This window comes from Acidobacteriota bacterium (assembly GCA_039030395.1).
Classification (GTDB): Bacteria; Acidobacteriota; Thermoanaerobaculia; order Multivoradales; family JBCCEF01; genus JBCCEF01.
The window spans coordinates 44,479-66,809 of record JBCCEF010000020.1 but is presented as its reverse complement, the minus strand read 5'-3'; the positions used below and the strand labels follow the sequence as shown (position 1 = coordinate 66,809).

20 protein-coding genes and 3 tRNA genes are annotated in these 22,331 nt (G+C 66.2%); 12 read left to right on the top strand and 11 right to left on the bottom strand.

The features are described from left to right. Positions 1 to 103: 103 nt before the first annotated feature. On the bottom strand, positions 104 to 433 hold the full coding sequence (locus AAF481_16210; GenBank protein MEM7482719.1) for a hypothetical protein: 330 nt from the start codon (positions 431 to 433) through the stop codon (positions 104 to 106). Positions 434 to 559: 126 nt separating this feature from the next. On the opposite strand from AAF481_16210, the gene AAF481_16205 reads away from it, so the two are divergent. The 3 genes from AAF481_16205 (at position 560) to ald (ending at position 2,406) form a co-directional block, all read left to right on the top strand. After that, positions 560 to 635: transfer RNA gene (locus AAF481_16205), tRNA-Gly, on the top strand. A 164-nt stretch (positions 636 to 799) separates the two neighbouring features. Next, entirely contained in the window at positions 800 to 1,294 is a 495-nt protein-coding gene (locus AAF481_16200) for a polymer-forming cytoskeletal protein (protein ID MEM7482718.1), read from the top strand. Further along, positions 1,291 to 2,406 (top strand): alanine dehydrogenase, encoded by a 1,116-nt coding sequence (gene ald, locus AAF481_16195; GenBank protein MEM7482717.1) that lies wholly within the window; start codon positions 1,291 to 1,293, stop codon positions 2,404 to 2,406. Before AAF481_16200 ends, ald begins: the two co-directional genes overlap by 4 nt. A 14-nt stretch (positions 2,407 to 2,420) precedes the next feature. On the opposite strand, the gene AAF481_16190 is transcribed toward ald, so the two are convergent. The 5 genes from AAF481_16190 to AAF481_16170 form a co-directional block, all read right to left on the bottom strand. Next, positions 2,421 to 3,386 (bottom strand): RluA family pseudouridine synthase, encoded by a 966-nt coding sequence (locus AAF481_16190; protein MEM7482716.1) that lies wholly within the window; start codon positions 3,384 to 3,386, stop codon positions 2,421 to 2,423. Continuing rightward, positions 3,376 to 3,861: a signal peptidase II gene (lspA, locus tag AAF481_16185; GenBank protein MEM7482715.1), complete on the bottom strand. Its 486-nt coding sequence runs from the start codon at positions 3,859 to 3,861 to the stop codon at positions 3,376 to 3,378. The genes AAF481_16190 and lspA overlap by 11 nt, the downstream gene beginning before the upstream one ends. A 101-nt stretch (positions 3,862 to 3,962) precedes the next feature. Next, entirely contained in the window at positions 3,963 to 4,574 is a 612-nt protein-coding gene (locus tag AAF481_16180) for a thiamine phosphate synthase (GenBank protein MEM7482714.1), read from the bottom strand. Next, positions 4,571 to 4,834, bottom strand: a complete 264-nt coding sequence (locus AAF481_16175; protein ID MEM7482713.1) for a hypothetical protein — start codon at positions 4,832 to 4,834, stop codon at positions 4,571 to 4,573. The genes AAF481_16180 and AAF481_16175 overlap by 4 nt, the downstream gene beginning before the upstream one ends. 103 nt (positions 4,835 to 4,937) lie before the next feature. After that, the gene (locus AAF481_16170; GenBank protein MEM7482712.1) at positions 4,938 to 7,376 is read right to left on the bottom strand and encodes a DUF6600 domain-containing protein; all 2,439 of its coding nucleotides are present in this window, start codon (positions 7,374 to 7,376) and stop codon (positions 4,938 to 4,940) included. Between the two features lie 271 nt (positions 7,377 to 7,647). Here AAF481_16170 and AAF481_16165 point away from each other — a divergent pair, with 271 nt between their 5' ends. From AAF481_16165 to AAF481_16155, 3 genes are read left to right on the top strand one after another with little or no spacing between them, the layout of a single operon-like run. After that, positions 7,648 to 8,523 carry a cyclic nucleotide-binding domain-containing protein gene (locus tag AAF481_16165; protein MEM7482711.1) on the top strand — a complete coding sequence of 292 codons (876 nt, stop codon included), beginning with the start codon at positions 7,648 to 7,650 and terminating at the stop codon, positions 8,521 to 8,523. A gap of 55 nt (positions 8,524 to 8,578) precedes the next feature. After that, entirely contained in the window at positions 8,579 to 9,106 is a 528-nt protein-coding gene (gene def, locus AAF481_16160; protein MEM7482710.1) for a peptide deformylase, read from the top strand. Continuing rightward, positions 9,103 to 9,690, top strand: a complete 588-nt coding sequence (locus AAF481_16155; GenBank protein ID MEM7482709.1) for a cohesin domain-containing protein — start codon at positions 9,103 to 9,105, stop codon at positions 9,688 to 9,690. Before def ends, AAF481_16155 begins: the two co-directional genes overlap by 4 nt. Before the next feature lie 54 nt (positions 9,691 to 9,744). Here AAF481_16155 and AAF481_16150 read toward each other — a convergent pair whose 3' ends face one another. The 3 genes from AAF481_16150 to AAF481_16140 all read right to left on the bottom strand — a co-directional run bounded on the left by AAF481_16150 (position 9,745) and on the right by AAF481_16140 (position 13,476). Then, positions 9,745 to 10,059, bottom strand: a complete 315-nt coding sequence (locus AAF481_16150) for a hypothetical protein (GenBank protein ID MEM7482708.1) — start codon at positions 10,057 to 10,059, stop codon at positions 9,745 to 9,747. Between the two features lie 202 nt (positions 10,060 to 10,261). After that, positions 10,262 to 12,883: a serine/threonine-protein kinase gene (locus tag AAF481_16145; protein ID MEM7482707.1), complete on the bottom strand. Its 2,622-nt coding sequence runs from the start codon at positions 12,881 to 12,883 to the stop codon at positions 10,262 to 10,264. After that, a complete protein-coding gene (locus tag AAF481_16140) occupies positions 12,880 to 13,476 on the bottom strand; it encodes an ECF-type sigma factor (protein ID MEM7482706.1) in 597 nt (198 codons plus the stop codon). Before AAF481_16140 ends, AAF481_16145 begins: the two co-directional genes overlap by 4 nt. Before the next feature lie 246 nt (positions 13,477 to 13,722). Here AAF481_16140 and AAF481_16135 point away from each other — a divergent pair, with 246 nt between their 5' ends. From AAF481_16135 to AAF481_16120, 4 genes are all read left to right on the top strand, one after another. Then, on the top strand, positions 13,723 to 14,133 hold the full coding sequence (locus AAF481_16135) for a YraN family protein (protein ID MEM7482705.1): 411 nt from the start codon (positions 13,723 to 13,725) through the stop codon (positions 14,131 to 14,133). A 71-nt stretch (positions 14,134 to 14,204) separates the two neighbouring features. Then, positions 14,205 to 14,279, top strand: a tRNA-Gly gene (locus tag AAF481_16130). A gap of 116 nt (positions 14,280 to 14,395) precedes the next feature. Then, a tRNA-Cys gene (locus AAF481_16125) sits at positions 14,396 to 14,470 on the top strand. A gap of 155 nt (positions 14,471 to 14,625) precedes the next feature. After that, complete coding sequence (locus AAF481_16120) at positions 14,626 to 15,273, top strand: hypothetical protein (GenBank protein MEM7482704.1); 648 nt, start codon at positions 14,626 to 14,628, stop codon at positions 15,271 to 15,273. Between the two features lie 535 nt (positions 15,274 to 15,808). Here the strand turns inward: AAF481_16120 and AAF481_16115 are convergent. Then, on the bottom strand, positions 15,809 to 17,194 hold the full coding sequence (locus AAF481_16115; protein ID MEM7482703.1) for an alpha/beta hydrolase domain-containing protein: 1,386 nt from the start codon (positions 17,192 to 17,194) through the stop codon (positions 15,809 to 15,811). A 55-nt stretch (positions 17,195 to 17,249) separates the two neighbouring features. Between AAF481_16115 and AAF481_16110 the strand changes: the two genes are divergently transcribed. Then, complete coding sequence (locus tag AAF481_16110) at positions 17,250 to 17,738, top strand: metalloregulator ArsR/SmtB family transcription factor (protein ID MEM7482702.1); 489 nt, start codon at positions 17,250 to 17,252, stop codon at positions 17,736 to 17,738. Next, the gene (locus tag AAF481_16105; protein ID MEM7482701.1) at positions 17,735 to 18,217 is read left to right on the top strand and encodes an SRPBCC domain-containing protein; all 483 of its coding nucleotides are present in this window, start codon (positions 17,735 to 17,737) and stop codon (positions 18,215 to 18,217) included. Before AAF481_16110 ends, AAF481_16105 begins: the two co-directional genes overlap by 4 nt. Positions 18,218 to 18,466: 249 nt before the next feature. Here the strand turns inward: AAF481_16105 and AAF481_16100 are convergent, their stop codons facing one another. Then, entirely contained in the window at positions 18,467 to 22,111 is a 3,645-nt protein-coding gene (locus AAF481_16100) for a hypothetical protein (protein ID MEM7482700.1), read from the bottom strand. Positions 22,112 to 22,331: the final 220 nt, after the last annotated feature.

Sequence of the window (22,331 nt, the reverse complement as noted above, 5' to 3'; positions counted from 1 at the left end):
CTGGGGTTGATGGCACACGACCTCACCACCGCACCTATCCAACGAAGTCGACCATCAAGGTGGGCGGAGTGGCGGCCCCTTCCGGCCGGGGAATGCCGGTCCGCTATCCGACCGGCGCTTCGATCTTGAGCATCCGACCCCAGGCCTGGCTGAGGCTTTCCGGCAGGTCGAGGGTAGCGAAAATCTCGCGCACCTCGTCGCGGGTGACATACGTCCAGATGTCGTCCCACTGGGCGTAGCGCAGAAGGTGGGAAATGGCCCAGGCACGCTGATCCTCCGGCCCCTCCTCCAGGATCGCCCGCAACTCCTCTTCCATCACCTCGCGGTCCGGAAAGAAGTAGAGCGGCTCCTCCGAGGCTTCGGGGGTGGCCGATTCGCCGCCGTGATCCTTGGCGCTGTGGTTTTTCGCTGGGGTCTTTCCGGAGGCATCCATGACGCCATCAGTATAGCAGCCCGCGGGCCGGGGCCGGCGCGGCGATGAGATGCAATTCGCGACCTTTTGGCTCCTTGACCATCCGCCTCGGCATCCGCTAGATTGCTCGAGCTGAACGGTTTCCATGCGGGCATAACTCAGTTGGTAGAGTGCAAGCTTCCCAAGCTTGATGTCGCGGGTTCGAGTCCCGTTGCCCGCTCCAGCAACCGATCGAGACGACGCAGAACAGGGCTTACCCTTTGCCGTCCCGGAACCATTAGGCCGAGCTTACGGACTCCCCGAATCAACAGACTCCAGTCAACGGAAACCTCCGCCCGCAGGCCTCTTCTAGATGCTGCCTGTGGCCTGAGGTGAAAGGGCCTTTCGATGTCGATCTTCCGCCGCGACCAGGATCCATCCCCTAGAGAGACCACGCCTCCGGCGAAGCCGGCCAGCCGCTCAACCGAGAATTCGTCCGCTAGCCGGCGGACAGCGACCGGCCCGGCCGCCCACAGCCCTTCGGCAATCACCCTGATCGCGCCGGGAACCCGGATCTCCGGCGAGATCGGGGGCGGCACTCGGGTGCAGGTGGAAGGCACCCTGAAGGGAGAAATCCAAGTCGACGCGGAAGTGCTGGTCGGCGCCAGCGGTCAAGTGCAAGGCAACGTCTCGGCCCGTTCGGTGCAGGTGGCCGGCCAGGTCAAAGGCAACGTGTCCGGCCTCGAACGGGTGGAGGTCCTCGCCTCCGGCAAGGTCGAAGGCGACCTGGCGGCGCCGCGGGTGATCATTTCGGAGGGTGCCTTCTTCAAAGGAAGTGTGGAGATGGGGACTCAGGCCGGCGCCGCGGCGGGGGAGTCCACGGCGAAAGGGAGAGCGTCTTGAAGATCGGGATACCGACAGAGATCAAGGATCACGAGTACCGCGTCGGAATGATTCCGGCGGGAGTTCACGCGCTGGTCGAGGACGGCCACGACGTGATGGTGCAGGTGGGAGCCGGGAACGGCAGCGGCTTCGAGGACCAGGAGTACATCGAAGCCGGCGGCACGATGGTGGCTTCGGCGGAAGAGGTGTGGTCCCGGTCGGAGATGATCATCAAAGTCAAGGAGCCGGTAGCCGAAGAGTACGATCGCATGCAGCGGGAGCAGATCCTCTTCACCTACCTCCACCTCGCGCCGCTGCCGGAACTGACCGATGCCCTTCTCGAGGGCAGGGTTACGGGCATCGCTTACGAGACCATTACCGACCGCAGCGGCGGCCTGCCGCTCTTGACCCCGATGTCCGAGGTCGCCGGCCGCATGTCCGTTCTGGCCGGGGCGAGCTTTCTGCAGAAGCCTTACGGCGGCCGCGGCACCCTGCTGCCCGGTGTGCCCGGCGTGCCGCCCGGTGACGTGGTGATCATCGGCGGCGGCATCGTCGGTCTGAATGCCGCCAAGATGGCCTTGGGCCTGGGCGCGCGGGTGACGGTGCTCGAAGCCAGCCTCGACCGAGCCCGCTTCCTCGACAACATCTTCCGCGGCGACGTCACCACCCTGGCGAGCAACCCGCATAATCTGATGTCCGCCCTCGGCCGGGCGGATCTCCTGATCGGCGCGGTACTGATCCCCGGCCGGGCGGCCCCCAAGCTGGTGACCCGCCAGATGCTCTCGCTGATGAAGAGAGGATCCGTGGTGGTGGACGTCGCCGTCGACCAGGGCGGATGCTTTGAAACCACCCATCCGACCACCCACTCGGATCCGGTGTTCGAAGTCGATGGCGTGGTGCACTACTGCGTCGCCAACATGCCCGGCGCGGTGCCCCGCACCTCCACCATCGCGCTGAACAACGCCACCTTGCCCTATGCCCGCGCCCTCGCGACGCGCGGCGTCGAAGCCTCCATCGAGAGCGATCCGGGACTCGCCGAAGGGGTGAACACCTTCCGCGGCCACATCACCTGCCTGCCGGTGGCGGAATCTCAAGGCCGTCCGTTTCAGTCCTTGCCCGAGCTACTGACGTAGAACGAGCCTGCGTCCTAGCTCGCAGCATCGTCCGGCATTGGGCCGCCGGTCCAGCCTTCCCATAGCTTGATGAAGTCGTCCGGTAGGGGAGCCGTGTACACCTGCCGAGCGTCCGTGACCGGGTGCGAAAAGGCGAGGGTTCGGGCGTGGAGTGCCGGTCGCGGGAAGGTGGCGAGGTGGCGCCGTCGGGGGCGGCTGAGACCGCGCCAGCGGTTCTCCCCGTAGACCGGGTCGCCGACCAGCGGATGGCCCGCGTACTTGAAGTGCACGCGAATCTGGTGGGTGCGGCCGGTTTCCAACCGAATCTTGAGCAGCGACACCCCTTCCGCCGTCGACAAGGTGCGGTAGAGGGTGCGGGCCGGCCGGCCGCCCGGGCCGACGGCCATCTCCTTGCGCCTTGTCCGGTGCCGGCGGATCGGGGCGGAGATCTCGCCTTTTGGCCCGGGATCGCCGTAGACCACCGCCAAGTAGTGCTTGTCCACCCGTCGGCCAGCGAAATCGTCCGTCAGCCCGCGATAGGCCGCCTGGGTCTTGGCCACCACCATCACGCCGCTGGTGTCGCGATCCAGCCGATGCACGATGCCGGGCCGGCCCTCGCCGCCGACCCCGGCCATCTCCGGATACCGATCGAGCAGCAGGTTGGCGAGGGTGCCGGAGGCATGACCGGCTCCCGGATGCACGATTTGGCCGGCGGGTTTGTCGAGCACCACCAGGTGCTCGTCTTCGAACAGCAGGGCGAGATCGCCGGCTTCCGGCCGCACCCGCGAATCCACCGGCTGCGGCCTGGTCAGGTGCAGCACCTCGCCGCCCTGCAGAGGATGAGAGGGTCGGACCGTTCGGGCGTCGAGGGTCAGGCGCCCTTCGGAGATCCAGCGCTGGACGCGGTTGCGGCTTTCGTCGAGTTCGGCCGCCGCGTGGCGGTCCAGGCGATCGCCGGCGGCGCCTTCCGGCACCCTCCAGCGCCGCTCGTTACTGGTCACGAGAACGGAAGGAATCGATTGCCAACAGCACAATGCCGACGGTGATCGCGCTGTCCGCCACATTGAAAGCCGGCCAATAGTAGGTGCCGACGTAGAACTCCAGGAAATCCGTCACGGCTCCCTGCGCCAGGCGGTCGATCAGGTTGCCGATGGCACCACCCAGGACCAGCGCGAGGGCCGTGAGGAGAGCCGTCGCCTCAGGCGAGGCCACCACAAAGTAGACGGCCACGGCGACCAGCGCCAGCATTCCGATCGCGATCAACAACCACGACGTTTCGCCGGCTTCGGGACGCGCAAAGAGGCCGAAGGCGGCGCCGGTGTTCTTGCGGTAGACCAGGTCGAAGAAGCCGGCGATCACCTCGCGGGATTCGCCGAGGGTGAAATCACCTTCGATCCACTTCTTGGTCCAGCGATCGAGGGCGACAACCAACAGGGTGATGGCCAAGAACGGGATTTTGCGGCGCAGTCCTTCCATGGCCGGGGATGCTAGCAGGTTGCTGAGAAGGGCCTTCGGCCGATGGTTTCAGCCGCCCTGTTGCCGTTCCTAGTTAGGGGCCTCGGTCGCAGGGGACGACGCTAGGCTGGTCGGTCTGATCCATCCGATGCCAGCCTCTTCCAGGCCTCTACCAGCCGGCTCAAGGCTGCTCGATCATGGAATACCCGGATGCCGGCCACTCCGTGCGCCCCGGTCGCTCGGACCTCGTCCAGCCTTTCTGGCATCACGCCGCCGAGGGCAAGGACCGGTAGGCCCAATTCGACGGCGGCCGCCAGGCCGTCGAGGCCCGTGGACTCACCCTTGCCGGGAGTGGAGAAAACCGGTCCGAAGGTGACGAAGTCGGCGCCCGCATCGCGGGCGGCCTCGACCTCCCGCAGGTCGTGGGTCGAGCAACCGAGGGAGAGGCCCTCTCCGAAGCGCTCTCGGAGGGCCGCCGCCGATACGCCACGAACCGGCAGGTGCACTCCCTCCGCCGCGGCGATCCAGGCGATGTCCGCCCGCCCGTTGATCCACAGTCCGAGGTTGCTGCGGCGGGCGCTTTCGGCCAACGCCAGGATCCCTCGGTCGTCGAGATCCTTCTCCCGAATCTGGAGACCCTCGACACCGGACCTTGCGAGATCAGCGATCCAGTCCTGCCAAGATCGCCCATCCAGCCTTCGGCGATCGCTGATGGCCAGCAGGCGGGGGGTCAAGACTCGCGCATCGCCCGCATCCGGCGGCGGCGGTCGAAAAGGCGAGCGAGGTCGTGGGCCACCCACACGAGATGAATCGCTCCGAATCCGCTGACGGCGCCGCGAAAGGTCGGCGCCAGAAAGAGATCTTGCAGGGTGGGGTAGGCGAGCTGCACCACGGTGCGGTCCCACACGGCGTTCCAGGGCGCCAAGAGCAGGAAGATCCCGGCCTCGGCGCAGTAGATCATGAAGAAGACGAGGTAAAACGCATTGGAATTCATGCCGCTGCGGATTGTAGCTCGACCCGCACGTGCTTAGGGAGTGGCCGGTCCTATCGCACCGTGCATTTCCGTCGCGATAGGACCCAGCGGATTGTCCGATGGCTCAGTTGCGCGGCTTGCTGCGCGGCCGGCTCTTCGAGCCGGACCGCGCCGGTACCTTCTTGGAAGACGAGCCGCTCGACGCACGAGCCTTCGAGCCGCCTCCGCCCCGCGGGGCCGAAGCGCGAGGTGCTTGGCCTCGGGGCGTGCTAGCCCGGGGCGCGCTGCGCGGCGCACTGCGCGGAGCGCTAGCTCGGGGAGTACTCGTCCGGGGCGCGCTAGCCCGCGGCGCGCTAGCCCGCGGAGCCGAACGCTTCACCGGCGGCGAGGTGCGGGGAGCCGACCGAGCCTGCGGCTTGCGCGGCTGCACGCGCGGCGCCGCAGGAGCCCGGTACGTTGGCGCCTTTTTGACCGGAGCGCTGGCCCGCGGACGGTCCGGCTGGGTGCGCGACGCCGACCGTGGGGTCACCTTGGGACGCTCCGCGCGAGGTTGGGCGGCGCGCGGTTTCACCGGCGACGGTGTGGCCGCTCTCGGCTGCCGGACCTGCGGCTTCTGCGTTCGCGGTCGAGGGTTGACCGAGCGGGGTGTGGCCGCCCGCGGCGCACCCGTTCGGGGCGTGCTGACACGCGGTTTGGTCGCGCGCGGCCGATCCGCCCGGGGGCTCTGGACCCGCGGCGTCGCAGCGCGGGGCTTGACGGTCCTCGGCCGGTCGACGGTGCCGGTGCGCGGGGTGGCGGCGCGGGGCTTGACCGTCCTCGGTCGCTGGACGGAAGGTCCGTCGGCGCGAGGCTCGGCCGGCGGCCGGACAGTCCGTGGCTTGACGGTGCGAGGTCCCTCGGCCCCCGGCCTCGTCACCCGCGGCTTGACACCGCGGGCCGACGTTGGATGATCCGTCACCCCCACCGAGACGGCGCGCGGAGAGTCCGGTTGCGCGCCGCCGGTGCGCGGTAGGCCGGTGCGCGGTCCGCCGGGCTTGACGGCGCGGCGGCCGGGATGGTCCGCCAGCCGCGGGCCGGTGTCCGCCAAGCCGGGGGCGAGGGGCGTGCCGGCCAGCCGGCGGCCGCGGCGCTCGTCCACGACGATGCGCTGTTTCACGTCGTCGGGTAGCTCGTCCCGCCGCGCCACGAAGGGCGTGATGTCCGGCAACTGCGCGTTGACGTTGATCCCGCGGCCGTTGCGCCTGGGTCCGTCGCGCAACACCCGGATCGCCGCGCCGGGATCCCGCAGCCGCTTGCGGTGCAGGTGGCGGGTGTCCGTGGTGACGATGCCGCGCGGGATGTCGCGGTGGCCGACGTGCCGCTGAAAGTCGTAGCCGTCGTAGTGATGGCGCCGCTGGTAGCGCGACCCGAAGTAAGAGTTGGTGCAGAAGATCCAGTCCCGGTAGTAGTGCCAATCACCGCCGGCCCAGCCGTAGATGCCGTGGCGGAAGGCCCGGTGGCCGCGATAGTGGCGGGTGTAGTAGCCCACCGGCACCCAGGCCGTGTGGCGGTCGCCGAAGTGCCAGTACACCCAAGCCGGAGCGAAGCGATAGCCCGGATACCAGATCCAGCCATAGTGGTGGTGCCGGCTCCAGGAGCCGTAGTGATACGGCACCCAGCCCCAGCGTTCATAGGAGATCCAGGTCAAGCCGAGGCGGGTGGACTGCCATCGTCCCTGCCAGTACGGACGCCAGTCGCTGCCCACCCGCGGACGCCAGGCCCGTTGGCCGTCGGCTTCGATCCAGTCGCCATGGTCGTCGAGCGGCGCAGCGGCATAGCGCAAGGACTCGTCCACGTACTCGCTGCCCTCGGCCGTATCGAGATGCTCACCCCAGCGTTCGAGAGAGTCGTAGGCGCTGGCGGTGCGGATGCGGGCGTCCGGCCGGGCAGCGCCCTCCACCAGGGCCTCTTCTCCGTCGCGCACCAGAATTCGGCCACGCTCGGTCACGATTTCCGCCTCGCCCTCGCGCACCACCACGGAGGTCCAGTCGCCGCCCTCGGTGGTCACCCGGTAGGAGCCGAAGTCGTTGAGCAGAACTTCCGCGTTGGGAGTGAACAGGCGCGGCAGGTGATCGCCGATCGAACCATCGACCACCACCCACTGTAGATTGCCGAAGCGCAAGGTGACTTCGGTGACCCGATCTTCGGTGTCCGGCGAGTAGGCGAGACGGTCGAAGACGGCCTCCGTGTCGCCGTCCAGACGCAGCAGATTGCCGTCCGACAGGAGGACTTCAGCTCGCGAGCGGGGAGAGGTCCATAGGCGGTCTCCGCGCAGTACCGGCTGGTTGATCTCCGCCTGAGAACGCTCCTCTTCTTCCTCGGGAATCAGGGTCGCCGATCCATCGAGAGTCCGCAGGTAGCTGTAGGTACCGTCGTAGCCGGGGATGTCGGCCAGATCGTCACCGGTAGAGTAGGCGGAGTCTCGATTCTCTTCGGTCGTCCAGCCACCGTTGTCCTGAGCGACACCCACGGCCGGCAGGGCGAAGGCGACGAGAAGGGCGATGAGGCGGTATTTGCTGTTCATGGAGCGGTCCTCCTGTCTGATTGAATCCTACCCGCAATCGGTTCGGCGTTTGCTGCGGACCGGCGGGCGCTACTTCTTCACTTCAAGATCCGGGCCACCTCCTTTCGATACCCGAAAAGCCCTGTCCACGCGCTATACTGCCCCTTCTCCCGAGGTGGATTCGTCCCCTTCCGAGAGCGGTCCCGTCCTCTGTTGCGGGGCCATAGAGCGCGCTTCGGTGGGGGAGGATCGCCGAGGCAACTGGGGTTGAAGGATCTGTGGGAGTTTTTCTGTGGTCTTCAAGGGGCTGTTCAAGGGAGGAGGCTCGAAAGATGGGCCGGCCGAATCTCTCACCGTCGACGATCTGATCGTTCTCGAGCGGTACGAAGAGGCGGAGGATCGCCTACAGGCCAGGGTTCGCTCTCACCCGCACGATCTCCATGCCCATCTCAAGCTGGCAGAGGTTCTGGCCGCCCTCCGAAAGTTGGATCTCGCCGTGGCGTCGTACTCCCTGGTGGCTGACGAATACGCCCAGGAAGGGCAATACGACAAGGGCTTGGCGGTGCTCTCCCGCGCCCTCAAAAGTGCACCGCTGGACCAGAATCTCGCTCGCAAGATCGAACTCTACCGACTGGCGCGCAAGCTGGATCACAAACGGTTGGCGGTGGCTAAGGGTTTGCGCGAGGGACGCATGCCGGCGACCACCGCCGAAACCTGGATTCTGCAGCTCCCCCGCCTGTGGAAGAAGATCATGACCAGCGACCTGATCATGCGGTTGAGCGGCGAGGAACTGGAGCGCCTGTTCGCGGCCTGCGAGATCCTGCGCATTTCCACCGGCCGGCCGCTGGTGCGGGCGGGGCAGAACCAGGCCGAGCTCTACTGGGTGGTGAGCGGTGTTGTCGAGGCGACCTACCGGGGATCGCGAGCTGCGCTGCGCTCCTTCAGCTCGCAGGACCTCATCGGCGAGAGGGCGCTCCTGGAGCAGGAGCCCTGGCCCTGCGATCTGATCGTCAAGGAGAAGGCGGTGGTCGTTCGCTTGGACCGCGAGGGCCTGGAGCGGGCGATGCGGGGCAACTCCGATCCGCGGGGACTGATCGCCCTGCTGCGCGCCCAGGATCATGACCGGCAACTCCAGAAATTGGTAGACTCGATGGAGCAGAGCGGGTAGAGCATCGCCCTACGTTTGCATTGCCCACGCCACACCTTTCGGTGAGCACCGCACCATGGCTCGACGACCCATTCGCAGCATCCCCGATCCCATCCTGCGCCAGACCTGCGAGGAGGTGACGATCTTCGACGGAGAGCTGGAGCGGTTGGCCGAAGACATGGTGGAAACCATGTACGCAGCGCCTGGGATCGGCCTTGCGGCGCCCCAGGTGGGGATTGCGAAGCGGTTGGCGGTGGTGGACGTTTCCGTCGGCGAAGAGCCGGACCAGCTCAAGATCCTGGTCAATCCGCGGATCAGCAACCCGCGCGGTGAGACATCGGAACTCGAAGGCTGTCTCTCGATTCCGGAGTTGACGGACAAAGTCCGCCGGCCGGCGGTGATCCAGGTCGACTACCAGGATCTCCAGGGCAATGCCCACACCATGGAAGCGGAAGAGTGGACGGCCCGGGCGATCAGCCACGAGGTGGATCATCTCGACGGCATCTTGTTCGTCGATCATCTGCGGGGGCTGCGCCGTGAACGCATGCGCCGCCAGCTCAAGAAACTGCTGCGCAGCCTCGAACAGGATAAAGTCACCGCATGAGCGTCTCCCGCTGGACGCCGTTCGTCGCCCGCCCCGAGCCGGCTCTCGGATCGTTTCTTCTCGTCGTGCTTTTGCTGCTCCTACCGGGCTGCGGCGGCGGCGGCGGAGGAGGAGGTCCGACGGCGCCGCCGCCACCGCCGCCGCAGGGCATCGTCTTCACTCCGGCCACCGGCGGCGGCGTGACCATCTCCATGGTTCAGGTGGGGCAGAACGCGACGACCCTGACCTTGGACGTCACCGCCACCGGCGTGACGGATCTTTACGGTGTCGCCTTCGATCTGCAGTTTCCCTCGCAACTGTTCGACCTCGTCAACTCGTCGGAACAGCCCTTTCTCAGCCAAAGCGGCGGAACTCCCACCACCCTCCAGGTCAACGAGGTGTCCGCCGGCCAGGTCGTGGTCGGCTTCACCCGCCTCGGCGGTGTATCCGGCGTGTCCGGAACCGGCGCGCTGGTGCGCCTGACCTTCCAGGCCAAGGCCAGCGGCAGCGGCGGTTTCGCCTTTTCCCGCAATCAAACCTTCTCGCCGGCGGGAACTCTCGGCGGAATTTCCTGGCTGGGCGGCTCGGTGCAGGTCACTCTGTAGGATCTGAAGACAGCCAGGCGGGCACGCCCCGAAAAGGGCGTGCCCAGGGGAGCACTAACTGCTGCAGTTGTTGATGCAGTTTTCCCAGTAGCACTGGGAACAGCAACCACCACCGCCGACACACCACTCAAAGCGGCACCAGATGTGCGGTTCCGGCCAGCAGCTCACCGCGCACAGGCAAACGAAGCTCTGATGCTCCTTCGACTTTTCCCGCGCCCGCTCGCCGGCGCCGTCGGGGTTCAGATTGAGCTCTTCGATAAAGGTCTCGGTCTTGTGATCCACAGCGTCGTCGGCGGGTTCCGCGGAGGCGATGCCGGTGAAGGCGAAGCACATCAGGATGGCGAATACCAGCGCTACGGTCCTTTTCATCACAATCTCTCCAGTCGCGTCGGTCTCGTTGCGAGAGCTCTCCTGACGGCCCGGCCGGAACTCCGTCGGTGGACCGACGAAACACCGCGAAGCCGTCGAGTCGTCACCGGTAAGAGCGCGAGAACTCGGCGAGCTATGACAGGGGTCACTGCCCGGCCTTTCGGAAGGGCCCTTGCAGGCGACTCAAACCGTCTGAAGGCAGTCAGGCGGACGCCTGGATGCAGCGCTCGAGGATCCGGCGGGCTTCGAGGAGGCTCGGGGCTTGTGGCGGGAAAGCCTTTTCCAAAGAGGCGATGGCCCGGCGCGCAAGGAGTTCGGCGTCGGCGACTCTGCCGGATTCGACCCACACTTCCGCCAGCCGGTACTCCAACCGAGCCACCATGCGGTGGTCCTCGACGAAAGCCCGCCGAGCCATCGGCAGGGCTCGCTGGAGCAAGGGCTCGGCTTTCTGCCACTCGCCCTGGGCGGAGTACAGCTCGGCGAGAAAGAGAAGGGTGATCGCGATGTGCCCATGATCGTCACCGACCAGGCGCTGATTCATCGCCAGAGCTTCCTGAAACATCGACTCCGCCAGTGCGAAACGCCCCTGCGCTTGGTGCACCCGGGCCAGGGCATTGAGGCTGCCGGCGATGTGGACATGATCCCCGTCGAACAGACTGCGATTCATGGCGAGGACCTGGCGATAGCGCTCTTCGGCGGTTGCGAGATGGCCGCGGTGTTGATCGATCCATGCGAGACCGTAGAGGATGCGCGCGAGCTGGGAGTGGTTCTCTCCGAAGACCTCTCGCCCCAGCTCCAGGCCCTCGAGAAAGAGCACCTCGGATTCTTCCTGATCACCGCGTAGCGAGGCCGCATAGGCGAGGTCAGCGAGACCGGCGGCGACACTCGGATGATGGGGTCCAAGGCTCTTGCGGTTGATCTCCAGGGCTTCCTTCCAGTAGCCCTCGGCGGCGGATCCGTCGCTTTCGTCCCACGCCCAGTCGCCCAAGCCCCGCAGGCTCTCCGCCACCTTGGGATGATCATCGCCGAGCCACCGCCGGCGTAGCTCAAGAGCCCTGCGGAGCATCGGCTCGGCAGCCGCCCGGTCGCCGCGATCGCGGGTCAATTGGGCCAGTTCGTGGAGGCAGTCGGCAACCTCAGGAGACTCTGGGCCGGAGGCGCGAACGGTCCATTTCAGAGCACGGCGCAACATCAGATCGGCTTTGGCGAAGCGGCTTTGGTCCGCCCACAGGCTACCGAGTTCAAGCTGACTCTCGGCGAGGTCCGGATGTCCCTCCGGCAACACCGCGATCCTCAGCGCATGGGCGTCCCGCAGCAGGGGCAGGGCTTTGTCGAACAGGCCCATCCGTCCGTAGGCCGCTCCGATCTGGGTCATCAAGGACGCCCGCACCTCCGGCTGCGAGGCGAGTTCCGAACGGATCCGCCGGACTCCCGCATCGAGCATTCCTTCGCGCAGGCGGAAATAGCTCGACCCGGCCATCGCAGGATCGGCCTCGGTAAACAGCTCAACGGTGAATCGTTCGACCGTTTCCGCCCGCGTCAGAGCGGCCTGTGAAACGTCGCGTTCCGCCACCAGCCGCCGTTGCTGCACCGCCAAGAGACCGGTGGAGAAGGACAACACCAGGACGGCGATTCCGACGATGGCAACGAGAGCCTTGTGCCGCCGAATGAACTTCACGCTGCGGTAGACGGCAGTGTGGCCGCGGGCCGACACCGGGAGGTGGTCGAGATGGCGCTGGAGATCGTCCGACAGGCGCTGAACCGAAGGGTAGCGCTCCGCCGGCTTCTCTTGGAGAGCGCACAGGACAATGTGATCGAGGTCCCCGGCCAGGCGCCGGCTGAGAAGACGGTTCGATAGGCCTTGCGGCCCGTCCCTGGATCCGGCGGCGGGCGAGGGCGGGTCCAAGGCGACGCTGGGCTGGATCGGAGTCCCTCTGGAGAGGTACTTCACCAGGCCATGGGAACTGCTCTCGCCGCGGAACAGGCGGCGGTCGGTCAAAAGTTCGTAGAGCAACACGCCGAGGGAAAAGATGTCCGTGGCGGTACTCAATGGCTCGCCGCGAAGCTGCTCCGGGCTGGCGTACTCCGGCGTCAGGGGACGCAGGGCGCGGCGCGGCGCTTCGATCGGCTGTCGGCGGGTCCAGCGGGCGAGGCCAAAGTCGAGCAGCTTGGCCGTGCCGGTGCTGGTCACCAGGATGTTGCCGGGCTTGATATCGCGGTGGATGATCAGGTTCTGGTGGGCAAAGTGGACCGCTTCGCAAACCTGCCGAAATAGCCCAATACGAGCCTCGATCGGCAGGTTCCAGTCGCGGCAAAAGCGGTCGATCGGGATACCCGCCACATACTCCATCACCAGGTAGGGGAGGCCGTTTTCGGTGCTGCCTCCGTCGAGCAGACGGGCTACATTCGGATGTTCGAGCTGCGCCAGGATGTGGCGCTCTTCGAGCAGGTGGTCGAACACTTCGGGGAGGATCGCTCCCGGGCTCACCAGCTTGATGGCGACGAGTTTCTGAAAGGCCTGATCGGCGCGTTCCGCCAGGAACACCCAGCCCATTCCGCCCCGGCCGAGTTCGCGCACCACCGAATAGGCGCCGACCCGATCGCCGGCGGCGAGGGGAGGAGCCTCCGGCGAGCCGCGGGAGGGCCATGGCTCAGGCAACCGACCCTCCGCCGCGCGATGGGCTCTCAACAGCTCGCGGACATCGGCATGGAGAGCGCGGTCGCCTCCGGCCGCCTGTTCCACGAAGCGGGACCGCACGGCGGTGGGCCGATCCAGGGAAGCCTCGAAGATCCGCCGCGCGCGGCGCCACGTTGTCGCCGTCATGACGGCGGCGACGGGCGGCCCAGCTCCCGGACCAGCCACGCCCTCGCCCACGCCCAGCGACGCATTACGGTTCGCTCCGAAATTGCCATCGCCTTCGCCGTTTCCGCCGCCGAGAAGCCGAGGAAGAAGCGCAGATCGACTAGGCGCCGGAGCTCCGGATCGAGGCCTTCGAGCTTGGCGAGGGCGCGTTGGAGGTCGAGAGAGTCGGCCAATCCGTCCTGCGCCGGGCGAAGGGCTGGACCTTTCGCCTCTTCTGGAAACGGGCCCCGTGATCCTTCCGGGCCACGCTTTGCGGCCCGTTTCCAGCGCGCATGATCGACCAGGATACGACGGATCTGAGCCGCCGCGACGGCGAAGAACTGACCACGATCCCGCCAGCGAGGCGCCGTCTGGCGGCACCAACGCAGATACAGCTCGCTGACCAGAGCGGTGGGCGATAGGGAGATTCCTCTGCGTTCTCCGCAGAGCTGACGCCGTGCGATCTGCCGGAGCTCTGTCAGCACCGCGGGCATCAACCGGTCGAAGGCCTCGCGGCCAGCGGCGCCGTCGCAGGCATGAAGCAGAGCCGTTATGCCGGTCGACGCGCTGCTCATCGCGCACCGCCGAGGCCTATGTAGCGCCTCGAGCCATAGCGCCCTGAGCCGCTCAGCAGAAGCGGGGCTCCTGGGGACAACACGCTGCCATGAAGTGCGAGCATCGTGAGTTGCACATCCTATGAAGTCTTTGCTTGCCTCGGGATCGTATCAGGTGCATGAGTCGATGCCCGATCGCCTTCGCCGCGCCGGTCCTGCGAGCGGCGGTCGGCGCTTCTTGCGTTCTCAGAGGGGAAAGGAGGATCGATGGCGATTCGACTGGAGCGGTTTCGTGGACTCCTCGACACCGCCTCCCGCGGCAGATTGGCGGAGCGGGAGGCTCGGCGGTGGCTGGTGCGGAACGGGTTTCGCATCCTCCGCAGCAACGTAGCCTCCCGCTCCGGGGAGGTCGATCTGGTGGCGGTAGAGGCCGGAGTGCTGTGTTTCGTGGAGATCAAGGCACGGTCCGGCCCGAGCTTCGGCACCGCTGCCGCGGCGGTCACCCTGACCAAGCGGCGAAAGCTCGTGCGCGAGGCCGAACGGTGGCTGCGTCGGCACCCTTGGGAGGGCCCGTGCCGATTCGACGTGCTGGCTTTGGACCGAGTGCTCGAAGGCGGATCCGCGGTTTGGCGTATCCACCTGATTCGTGGTGCTTTCGAGCTGGACGAGAGGCACTGAGAGGGGCGAAAGACAGACCCGGGAAGTGCCCTTGACAGTGGCCAAGGGCCTAGCTATCCTTTGCACCCCGAGCGGGAATAGCTCAGTGGTAGAGCACAACCTTGCCAAGGTTGGGGTCGCGGGTTCGAATCCCGTTTCCCGCTCCAATAGAATGCTGACTGAAGCCCCGTGAGGGGTTCTCCCAGCCGGGAAGGCCGCTCACGTGAGCGGCCTTCGCGTTCTCAGGGCTTCCGAGGCCGTTTTCGGCAGCGCAGCACCCCGGGGCGACGTAGCCAAGTGGTAAGGCAAGGGTCTGCAAAACCCTCATTCGTCGGTTCGATTCCGACCGTCGCCTCCATTCCAACGCCCGGACCTCTCCCAGCCTCGGGACTCTCATGACTCCACGGCGCACCTCCATGGCTACCGCCGGCGCCCTCCGTTGACCGGCCTGTCGCTTCTCGAAAGTCCCTCGGAGCGCCTTGGCAATGCGCCCCGCGGCCGGCGGGTGTGGCCGTGAGTCACGTCATCGTCACCCGCTTCGCCGTGCCCCGGCCGGAGGGAAACACGGCCTCGGCCTTTCGCGATCCGGACTGGCTGGCGGAGCGCCACGGGCTGTTCCGTCGGTTCTTCGTACCGTCCGTGGCGAGGCTCGGAATTCCCGTCAAGCTACTGTGCGGCCGCGAAGTCGCCGGAGCCGTGGCGGAGCGGGTGTCCGATCTTCCCTGGGCGGAGGTGGTGGAGCAGGACGACTGGCGCGGTGGCTGGACCGGAAGCGTGGAGCAGACCGTCACCCGTCTGGACTCCGACGATGCCGTCCACCCGGACTGGTTCGACGCGGTACATCGCGCGCCGGCGGCCGCTCCCGCCAGCATCACCGGCCGCTCCCTGCGCCTCGACCTCGCCAGCGGTCACCTCCAACACTACCGGCGCCGAGAACCGGCGCCTCTGGCGGCATTCCGCCGGGGCGCCAACCCCTACGCCGTCGACCACAAGCATCTGGCGCGCCTGCCCGGAATCCATTGGATCCGGGGACCGCACCTTCTGCAGGTGGTCCACGGAGGCAACGTCAGCAACCGACGGCCGAAGCGCTGGCGCGTCGACCGCTGGGCATCGCGCACCCGGCTGGCCGAGTTCGGCCTCGCCGATCCCGTCGCGGGCTAGGCGGTTCCGCCGGATCTTCGAAGGTTGCTGGGACCATGGACCCAGCATGATCCTGGCCGATGGCGCACCCACCCTGCAGGCCATCTGCGAGAATGCCTTTCTCTGAACGGTCTGGAGAAATCGTGCTCGAATGGGGAACTTGGACGTTCACTGACGAGCACGCCCAACCAACCATCGAGTTGAGGCCGAATCTGGTGATTGTCCAAGCAGAAAGGCCCCGCATGATGGCGACCGACCTCCCAACCGCCCGCTCCGGCGTTTCGATTGCAGCGTGCACGCTACTCCTCGTCGGAGGCTGCTGTGGGTGGCTGCCGTTCGTGGACGACTGTCTCGTCGTCGCCTTCGACAGTCTCAGACGACACCGAGGAGGCCTACCTCCGCCGGCTCGGATTGAACTAGCCTTTCGGAGAACCCAAAACGGCCGCCCGTGGCTGATCTGGGCGGCTCGTACCGGCGCGCCTGCCTCGAGGGCAAGCGCTGCCGTGGGCGAACTCGCAGAGCGCCGGTGGACTCGCCGCTGGCCTAGGCGGACGGCCTAGCGACCGACATCCGAGCGGGCGGCTTCGAGGGCGTAGCGTAGGGCGTCGTCCCAGCGCAGATCGCCGCGCAGAGCGGAGCGGAAGGCGGAGCGGGTGACCTGCCGGACGTAGCTCCGGTGGGTGGGGTAGAGCTCATCCAGAGTCTCCTCATCGAACCGGAAGTGCGCACCAGCCACCGGACACGGTAGCGGCCCCAGGTTGCCCGGTTCGTAGGTCCCCAGGGGCACCTCGAGGGTCGGCACCCGAAGGCCGCCACGTACATTGCCGTTCTCATCGCGGATCACGTTGCCGGCGGCGTCGGTCTCGAGCCAGCGGCCCGGCGGCGGCGCGACGCCGTAGCGGATCCAGCGCACCAGGTTGGTCAGGCTCGCGCGATGCACCGGCCCGATGGACAGTGGGCTCAGGGGTTCACCGCACGGCGGTAGCACCGGTCCACCGATGTCCCGTGAGACCACCTCGCCGGTGCGCCTCAGGCCCTCGCCGTCGGCGTGGGAACCGCCGGCGATTTCGTACAGCCGGAAGGTCTCCGAATCCGGCTGCCGGGTGTTGACGCTCGAATAGAAGAAGATCGCCACCTCGCTCTCCGATTGCACCTGGATCAGCGGCGCATCCACCCGGCGATAGCGGCGCTCGTCGAAGTAGCGAATGGGATCCGAACTGTTGATTCCCCGGGCGGCGCCATTGCCGCCGGCGTTGAGATAGCCGTCGAAGGTGTGCCGACCGTCCGGTAGGAGAGACGTTTCGTGGAACTCGTTGGCAAAGGTGGTCAGGTAATCGGCGGTTTGGGAGTAACCGGTGCCGATCAACACTTCCACCGGATAGCGGGCCAGGGGATTGTCAGGATTGCCGAGGTCGCGCAGGAGGGCGCCGAGCTGGGTAGTGAATCCGTAGGCAAGGCCGTTGTCCACCATGTGGAGGGTCGAGTAGCGATCCGGATCCCAGTTGCGGAGATAGTCGATGGCGACGTCTTTGATGGTGGCGCCGACCCACGCATACCCCTGACGCAGGAGCATCTCCCGGTTGTAGTGCCACTCGAAGTCGATGTCGTGGCCGGCCGTCGGATTCAACAATTCCAACAGCACGACGCCGTTGAAGTGCCCGCGCCTCGGCCGCCTCACCAGGATGCGGCTCTCGTAGGGAACGTCGGCGGTCTGCACCCGCACCTTACCCAGTGGGCCGTATTCGTAGACATTGGTGGAACCACGAACGATGAACTCTTCTTCGGTGAACCCGTAGGCGCCCAAATCGACCGGCGCGGCGAAAAAAGGCTGAGAGCTTGGGGTCGTCGGGATCCGCTCACTCTCGATCCCCAACAGGCCGGTGGACCAGGTCCACGCTGCGATCACCAGAAGCACTGTTCCCAGACTGTTTTTGCGATGCATGACTCATCCTTTCGCGAAGGGTTGAAGGTTTCTCGGAGGGCACCGAAGCCGGCGCATGGACTTCGGTGCGGACTCCCGGTCATGCCAATTTGTACGCACAGAGAGTTCAATGGTTTCGCCAATAGGCGAATCAAATTTTTCTAGACGACTCCCGCTATTTGTGTCTCAGCGCGCCCGTCATGCTACGCTGGTGGACATGCAAACCTCTCATTCACAGCATTTGGACTCGCTATTCCAAGCCCTTTCGGATCCGACACGTCGGGGAATACTTCGCGAACTGGCGAAAGGAGAGGCAACAGTGGGCCAGCTCTCGCTGCCTTTTTCCCTCGCTCCGTCGACCATGACCAAGCATCTGACGGTGTTGGAGCGTGCCGGGCTGGTGGAGCGCACCCGCGACGGCCGCCACCGCCGCAACCGGCTCACTCCGCGTCCGCTATGGGAGGGGCTCGGCTGGCTGGAAGAGATGCGCCATCTGTGGTCTGAGCAACTGGACGCCCTGGAAGCGCTGCTCGATCGGGAGAGGCGCGGAGGAACGGAGAATTGACCGCTCTCCGCCCGCCCGGCCTCGCCCTCGAACTCGATCGCTGGTTCGCGGCACCGATCGAACGCGTGTTCGAGGCCTTTACGGACCCGGCCCTGCTCCAGCAATGGTGGGGGCCGAACGGTTTTGTGATCGAAGAACTGACCTTCCCGGCGAGGGTGGGGGAGAGCTACCGGGTGGCCCTGAGGGCGCCGGACGGCTCGCGCTACGCGCACGTCGGTCGCTTCCGGGAGGTCTCACCGCCGACCCGCTTGTCCTATAGCTGGGAGTGGGTCGAGGGTCCTCTCCAGCGGGGGGAGACGATGGTCGAACTCACCTTCGAACGGGAGGGCGACGGTACGCGGGTGGTGCTCAGACACAGCCACTTCGGCGATTCCGCCTCGCGCGACGCTCACCGGGGATGGCCGGATTCCTTCGATCGTTTGGTTCTGTGGCTGGCGGATCGAGATCCTCAATACCCCTCAGGGCAGGTCCAGCACTAGGCGAAAGGCCTCCCCGTCGGCGGCGCGAAAAGTCGAGAAACAGCGCCGATCGAGAGTCAGGAGAACTGTCAACTACGTAGTAATGCAGGCAATGTAGCGCGGCGTATGACAGCTGGTCAACGACAGAGCTAGAAGCCCGGAACCTTCTGGTTCTTCGACGAGAGAAACATTTGGTCATCCTTGTCACGAAGCTTCCCGAACCCGAAGCCATTCGGGCCTCGGATTCGGGAAGGGAACTCCTCGACAGGACTAGGAGTCCGCGGGCCCCGGCTGCGTCGGCGGCGTGGGCACCGTGAAGCAGGCCGAGAATTCCGACGTGGACTCCAACCGGGTCGCGGTGGCGGTGACCGCCTCACCGGGTTGGAAGAGGGTCAGCACCTCGACGGTCCAGTCGCCATTAGGCTGGGTGGTCAAGGTGAAGGGCTTGTAGTGCCGCTCCCCCTCGCCATGGCCCGACGGATCGCAGGCGGTGTTGGCGTAGACGTCGATCAGGAAGGACTGATCGAAGCCAAAGCCGAGATCCAGCGTTCCCGTGATCACCGTCTTGGTGGCCTGTACATCGACATTCAGGATTACCGGGAAGTTCTGCAGGTTGTTCGGCCCGCTGTCGCCGTCGCCGGCGTCGTTTGGGGTCACGCCGTCGTTCGACAGGTCGATGCCGAGACCGCCGTTGTCGAAAATCCGGTTGGCGTAGATGTCGTTGCGGGTACCGCCAAGAACGGAGATGCCGTCGCGGCCGTTGTGGGCGATGAAGTTCGCCGTCATGTCGCGAATGATCACCCCGCGGGGCACGCCGTCGTTGATCACGTTTCGGCTCGCTCCGTTGACGATCACAATGCCGTGCCGATCGTTTCCGAGGGGTCCCTGGTTGTATACGGACAAGCCGATGGTGTTGCCGAAGATGAGGTTGCCGGAGGAGCCGGAGCCGGTCAGCCGCAGGCCGAAGCGGTTGCCCGACAGCACGTTGCCGCCGCCCGGCCGCAGGGCGCCGATGATGTTGTCCGCGGAGTTGCTGACCTGCACTCCGGCCAGGGTGTTGCCCCGATCCAGCAGTCCGCTTTGATCGGTGCCGATGCGGTTGCGCTCGATGATGTTGCCGCTACCCCCGCTCAGGTGGATGCCGTTGCCGTCGAAGCGGTTGATCACCAAGCCGCCGATCTCCGAGCCGCCGGCCGTCACCAGCAGTCCGTCAACGGACGCTCCGGCGCTGCTGCCGTCGATCTCGACCACCCCTTGCGGGGTCTGGGTGTTGCCGTCGATATGGATCGGATCGGTGACGGTCGGCAGCGGTGAGGCCGGCTGGAAGGTGTTGCCGCCGGGCAGGGCGAAGGTCAGGCGCTGCTGTCCGATGGAGGCGTTGGCCTGCTCGATGGCGGCGCGCAGGGTGCAAACGGAACCCGCCGTAGCACAAGCGTTGTCCTTCAAATTGGCGTCACCGGCGTCGCCGGTCGAGTCGATGACAAAGCCCGCCACGGTGATCGAGAAGGCTTCGCTGTCGTCGAACACCCCCGGGTCCGCCACGCTCGAAACCCGGACCACCGCCGTATCGGCGACGGGACCGGTGACCAGCCAACTCTGGACCCCGTCGTTGGGGGTGTTGGCAAACAGCGTCTGGAAGGCGCCGCCGTTGCGCGACAGGGCGATGCGCACATTGCCCGCCACGCCGTCCGTCGTCCAGCGAATGAAGCGGCCGTTGCCGATCGTCCAATGATCGCCGGACGCCGGCTCGGTGACCGTGACCGAGGCCGAGCAGTCGTTGTCCTGATTGGCCGGATCGCTCGCCGTTCCAACGGCGATCTCGTGCCGCGACAGAGCCGTGAAGATGGCCTCGGCATTGGGCGTGCCGTTCGACGGATCACCGTCGCAGTCGTCGTAGGCCCGGAAGCTGTGGTAGAGCGAACCGGCGATGGCGCCGCCCTCGCGGGTCGTCTGGGCGAAGCTACAGGTGAACATCGAACCCGCCGTCGGGCGGGTGGAGTAGAAGAGGTCTTCCAGCCGGTCGAAAGCGACCGACTGAGGATCTCCGGCCAGGATGAACTCCTGGATCAAGTCCCACACCGACTCCACCGCCGGCGGCATCTCGCAGTGCGGCAGCTTGCCGCAAGGGCCGATCCAGCCGCCACCCCAGTTCTGACAGGCCAGGTTGGTCTCGGGGGTGTGCGGCACCGGCGGCTGGTGAAGCTGCCAGTCGGCCTCCCGGAAACCGTCGCAACCGGCGCTGCAGGTGTAGTTCATGAAGGCGCCGCAGCCGTCGGCGAAGGCGGCACCGCGGCCGTTGCAGGCGTCCTCCGTGTGCAGGAAGGCCACGATATCCGCGTAGCCTTCACCGGAGCCGCCGTCGGTCCCCGGGTGAGAACCGTCCGTGAAATCGATGGCGTGTCCCACCTCGTGCAAGATGTGGGTGACGTTCTCGCCGGCGTTGTTGCAGCGCGGAACGTCCCGGCTCATCTCGATCTTGTGATCCGGCGCCTCGAAGTACTGGCCGAGGCACACGCCCTCGTCGCGGTTCACTTCGATCGTCAAGGGACCGGTGGCGCTCCCTGCCTGCCAGGTGAATCCGGGGATGAAGTCCTTGATCCGCTTGAGAATGTCGTTGGCCCAAAAGTAGCTCGTCCGGCTCGCCGAAGTGTTGCCGTCGGTCGGTCCGGCGGTGCTGTTGCAGTCGTTGCTGAACGGGTTGGCGGCGCCGCCGAAGTCGAGATCACCCACCGGGGTGCTGAAATCGATCGGGCCGCAGACGTCGTCCATCTCGATCTCCTTGCCCTGCATGAAGGAGCGATTGGCAACGGAGGACGTGAACTGCCCGTCCTCGTCCGCGAAGAGAACCGGGCTTCGGCGGTAGTCGACCAGCGGAAAGTCCATCGAGGTTTCCGTCGTCAGGCTGCCGTTGGGCCGCACCTTGCCCTTGGCCACGTTGTGGACGGCGGTGCCGCGGAAGGAGATCACCTGACCGGTGCGGGCATCCACCAAGCCCTCCCAAACTTCGCTGTCTCCAGGCACCTTGAAGGAGTGTTCGCGGACCAGCCGATATTCGATGCCACGGCCGAAGGTCCCCTCGTACACCGGGGCTCCTGCACCGACCTTGTTCTGCGGCGAGGTGGCGATCAGCTTGAGATCTCCTGGCTGGAGTTCGAGATCGGCCTTGCGGTCTCCTCCCAGGTAGCTGTGAAGGGCCTTGCGGGTGTCCGCCGAGGAGACCAGCAGCGCCGGGATATCGGCTCGCGGGACATCGAGGGCGCTGGTGATGTTCTTCATCTCCCAGTGCACCAGATTGCCGTGGTTGACGCGGAAGATCACCCGCGCGCCTTCTACCGGCAGGCCGTGGGGTGCCCAATCAAAGGCCAAGTGCCAGAGGCGATGACGGGTCGTGCCCTGGGAGTCCGTGAAGGGACCGACGCCCTGGGACGCCGCTTCGTCCAGCACCAGTTCCGTTGAGGTGATTCCCGCCAAGTCGGAATAGGAGTCGATCCAGGATCGGCCGAGGGCTTCCAGCGTCGCGAGGGTGTCGTGGCCCTCGACCTGCGCACCGGCCACCAGGTCATTGCCGGCGCCGGGGATCCAAGGCACCGACAGCTCGACGATCTCCGGCCGGCCGGTCCGTTCGTCGAAGAATGCACGCTCGGCACTCTCGCGGCTTAGGCCGACGGCTTCCTCGAATCGCTTCCACGCGTCAGCCTGGGGACCGTCTGGGATCTGGGTCGACCGCATCGGTACCGCCAACCGGTGACCAAGTTGCTCACCGGTGGCACGGGCCGCCAGATCCGACTCCGCCCCCGGCGGAGAAGGTACGGCGGCATTGGCCGCGCCACCGCTGAGCAAGAGGAGGATCAGCAGTACGGGATAAGTTCGATGGAGAAAGGGGGATTGAGGAGAAAACGAGGAGCGGAAACTCATGAAGATCTCCTTTTTGCTTTCGGTGGTCGCCCCGAGGCCCGCTCGGGGCGACCGATGTCCATTCCGGGCCGGAATACCGATTTCATCTTTTCCGGCCGGCAGATGAGTACGTACATAAGATACGAAGAGCGCAGCGAAAAGGTTTACTCGCGGTGAGGCTTGAGTGAAAGGTAAAGAATTTGCGGCTCAATGGCTCCCAAGCCGGGCGGCCTCACCTCCC

Excerpts from the sequence above, each read along its gene's own strand:
- AAF481_16210 (MEM7482719.1), bottom strand. The coding sequence starts at position 433 with ATGGATGCCTCCGGAAAGACCCCAGCGAAAAACCACAGCGCCAAGGAT.
- AAF481_16200 (MEM7482718.1), top strand. The coding sequence starts at position 800 with ATGTCGATCTTCCGCCGCGACCAGGATCCATCCCCTAGAGAGACCACG.
- lspA (MEM7482715.1), bottom strand. The coding sequence starts at position 3,861 with ATGGAAGGACTGCGCCGCAAAATCCCGTTCTTGGCCATCACCCTGTTG.
- AAF481_16175 (MEM7482713.1), bottom strand. The coding sequence starts at position 4,834 with ATGAATTCCAATGCGTTTTACCTCGTCTTCTTCATGATCTACTGCGCC.
- AAF481_16170 (MEM7482712.1), bottom strand. The coding sequence starts at position 7,376 with ATGAACAGCAAATACCGCCTCATCGCCCTTCTCGTCGCCTTCGCCCTG.
- def (MEM7482710.1), top strand. The coding sequence starts at position 8,579 with ATGGCTCGACGACCCATTCGCAGCATCCCCGATCCCATCCTGCGCCAG.
- AAF481_16155 (MEM7482709.1), top strand. The coding sequence starts at position 9,103 with ATGAGCGTCTCCCGCTGGACGCCGTTCGTCGCCCGCCCCGAGCCGGCT.
- AAF481_16150 (MEM7482708.1), bottom strand. The coding sequence starts at position 10,059 with ATGAAAAGGACCGTAGCGCTGGTATTCGCCATCCTGATGTGCTTCGCC.
- AAF481_16145 (MEM7482707.1), bottom strand. The coding sequence starts at position 12,883 with ATGACGGCGACAACGTGGCGCCGCGCGCGGCGGATCTTCGAGGCTTCC.
- AAF481_16140 (MEM7482706.1), bottom strand. The coding sequence starts at position 13,476 with ATGAGCAGCGCGTCGACCGGCATAACGGCTCTGCTTCATGCCTGCGAC.
- AAF481_16135 (MEM7482705.1), top strand. The coding sequence starts at position 13,723 with ATGGCGATTCGACTGGAGCGGTTTCGTGGACTCCTCGACACCGCCTCC.
- AAF481_16115 (MEM7482703.1), bottom strand. The coding sequence starts at position 17,194 with ATGCATCGCAAAAACAGTCTGGGAACAGTGCTTCTGGTGATCGCAGCG.
- AAF481_16110 (MEM7482702.1), top strand. The coding sequence starts at position 17,250 with ATGGACTTCGGTGCGGACTCCCGGTCATGCCAATTTGTACGCACAGAG.
- AAF481_16100 (MEM7482700.1), bottom strand. The coding sequence starts at position 22,111 with ATGAGTTTCCGCTCCTCGTTTTCTCCTCAATCCCCCTTTCTCCATCGA.